Below are 2,732 nucleotides of genomic sequence, written 5' to 3'. Positions count from 1 at the left end.
TGTGCTCCCCATCTCCCCATCTCCCCATCCCCCCACCTCCCCCTCTCCCCATCTCCCCATCTCCCCATCTCCCCATCTCCCCATCTCCCCATCTCCCCATCTCCCCATCTCCCCATCTCCCTACTCCCTGCTCCCTGCTCCCTTTTACCATCAATCCTATTTTTACATCTGATTTAAAAACCCTATATAGTTATGACTTATCGCCGAATTAGTTATGCGGTTTGGGAAATTACTCTTAAATGCAACCTAGCTTGTCAGCACTGTGGTTCTCGTGCTGGTCATACACGGGAAAAAGAACTGTCTACAGCAGAAGCTCTAGATCTGGTCAGACAGATGGCCGAAGTCGGGATTACAGAAGTCACCTTAATTGGGGGTGAAGCCTTCTTACGTCCGGACTGGCTAGAGATTGCCAAAGCCATTACCGACGCAGGAATGGTTTGTGGTATGACCACTGGTGGCTTTGGGATTAGTTTAGAGACAGCCCGCCGGATGAAAGAGGCTGGAATTCGGGTAGTTTCCGTTTCTGTGGATGGCTTAGAACCAACCCACGACCGCCTACGGGGGAGAAAGGGGTCTTGGCAATGGGCATTTAAGACCATGAGCCATCTCAAGCAAGCCGGTATTCCTTTCGGCTGCAATACCCAAATCAATCGGCTCAGCGCACCACAATTTCCCCAGATTTACCAGCTGCTTCGGGATGCAGGAATCTTTGCCTGGCAGATTCAGTTAACTGTACCCATGGGAAATGCAGCTGACAATTATGACATTCTGCTCCAACCCTATGAACTGCTGGATTTATATCCCATGATTGCTCGTGTAGTTGAGCGGGCTTATAGGGAAGGGGTGAAAGTACAGGCCGGAAATAATGTAGGCTATTACGGTCCCTACGAGCGACTACTGCGAGGGCGAGGAGAGAGCAATCCCTGGACATTTTGGCAGGGATGCCAAGCTGGACTCTCTACCTTGGGCATTGAAGCGGATGGTGCGATCAAAGGTTGCCCGTCCTTACCGACTTCAGCCTACACCGGAGGTAATATCCGAGACCACTCCCTCAGGACAATTATTGAAGAAACCGAAGAATTGCGGTTTAACCTAGGAGCCGATACTCCCAAAGGGACATCCCATCTGTGGGGCTTCTGCAAGACTTGCGAATTTGCTGAACTATGTCGCGGTGGTTGCTCTTGGACCGCTCATGTGTTCTTTGACCGCAGAGGGAATAATCCTTACTGTCACCATCGGGCCTTAACCCAAGCATCTCAAGGAATTCGAGAGCGAGTTGTGCCTAAAGTAAAAGCCCAAGGACTTCCCTTTGATAACGGTGAATTTGAAATTATTGAAGAGCCCATTAACACCCCTTGGCCAAACAATGACCCCCTTCACTTTACTGCTGATCGGATTCAGTGGTCAGGAGATTTTTTAGGGAGCAGGGAGCAGGGAGCAGGGAGTAGGGAGCAGGGAGTAGGGAGTAGGGAGCAGGGAGTAGGGAGTAGGCAATAGGGAGTCGGGAGTCGGGAGTCGGGAATAGGGAAAAAAATATGTGTACCTTATTGCTATGAAAAAAAACTATAGACTTGGCGGCCTTTTTCGGTAACGTCTCAATTTAAATGAGATATTAAACCAGTACAAAAAAACTTAATATCAGAAGTAACAACAATCAATTTAAGTACTTAAATAATCAAATATTATTACTGTTGACTACTCCCTACTCCCTACTCCCTACTCCCTACTCCCTGTTTATATCAATTGTTTACATCTAAACTAAAAATCCTATAGCATTTGTATTTGAGATGTCAACCTAGAAGGTCTTTTTTTCTTGGACAATAAAACTGAGGATCTCTTTCCCCTCTTGCCTTTTGCCTCTTGCCTTTTGCCTTTTGCCTTTTGCCTTTTTCAGCAATTCGTGTGTTTACAACCCAGATCCAAACGCTATATACCACTATGCAGGATAAAACTAACTCATTAGAACCATCCCTTGATAACTCTCAGACTCCAGACAAATCTCTTACTACCTTGTTACCTCGAACAGCATGGACTAGTAATTTAGCCTATTGGAGAGTTCTTTTAAAAGCTAAGATTGCTTTAGACAAAATTGAGAAAGAAGCAGCCAATAAAGGGAACAGGGAACAGGGAACAGGGAAAAGAGCTTTATAGTATTTATTAAATAGGTGAATTACCGACTCCCGATTCCCAATTCCCGATTCCCGACTCCCAACACTATGAAATAGTTTGTGTTTTCACGTCTTACGATTAGTCAATTTGGGAATTAAATTTTAAATATAATAGCGTTTTGGATACTTATTAGGTACACAATATTTTTACCCGATTCCCGATTCCCGATTCCCTGTTCCCTCTTCCCTAAAATCATAAAATTGTGTACCTCAGCGAATTTAAAAGCGCTATAGTATCAGATTTGTCCACATGAACTACCCCGCCCTATTGAGGGACGGGGTTTCAGCAGACCCGTCTGATGAGCGTGATTTTTGACGCTTCATCTTTCCGGAGACGAAACCTTAGAATAAGGCAGCCTTAATCATAAAGTTTTAACCCTTTACCCATAGCCGACCAACCATAAAGGCTGCCTTATTCTTGCGGTAACTTCTGACCCAGTTGCTGTTGCGGTCGATGCCCGGTATTATCCGGGGCACCTCCGTTCCAGAACCGTACGTGCGACTTTCACCGCATACGGCTCCTAAGTATCTTTTTGGCTCCAGTGTAATTGCTGGTGGCAGCTT

General features: G+C 45.9%; 3 protein-coding genes. 2 read left to right on the top strand and 1 reads right to left on the bottom strand.

Features of this window, described 5'->3' with window-relative positions:
- The first annotated feature begins 192 nt into the window (after positions 1-192).
- Both F6J99_RS43955 and F6J99_RS43950 read left to right on the top strand, forming a co-directional pair.
- Positions 193-1,497 (top strand): nif11-class peptide radical SAM maturase 3, encoded by a 1,305-nt coding sequence (locus tag F6J99_RS43955; RefSeq protein ID WP_293123472.1) that lies wholly within the window; start codon positions 193-195, stop codon positions 1,495-1,497.
- A gap of 363 nt (positions 1,498-1,860) precedes the next feature.
- The gene (locus F6J99_RS43950; protein WP_293123469.1) at positions 1,861-2,151 is read left to right on the top strand and encodes a hypothetical protein; all 291 of its coding nucleotides are present in this window, start codon (positions 1,861-1,863) and stop codon (positions 2,149-2,151) included.
- Between the two features lie 389 nt (positions 2,152-2,540).
- On the opposite strand, the gene F6J99_RS43945 is transcribed toward F6J99_RS43950, so the two are convergent.
- On the bottom strand, positions 2,541-2,732 hold a 192-nt coding region (locus tag F6J99_RS43945; RefSeq protein WP_293123466.1), incomplete at its 5' end, for a hypothetical protein.

Source organism: Moorena sp. SIO4G3, from assembly GCF_010692305.1.
GTDB lineage: Bacteria > Cyanobacteriota > Cyanobacteriia > Cyanobacteriales > Coleofasciculaceae > Moorena > Moorena producens_A.
Note: the sequence above shows the minus strand (reverse complement) of the source record. Positions and strands in the feature narration are given on the sequence as shown.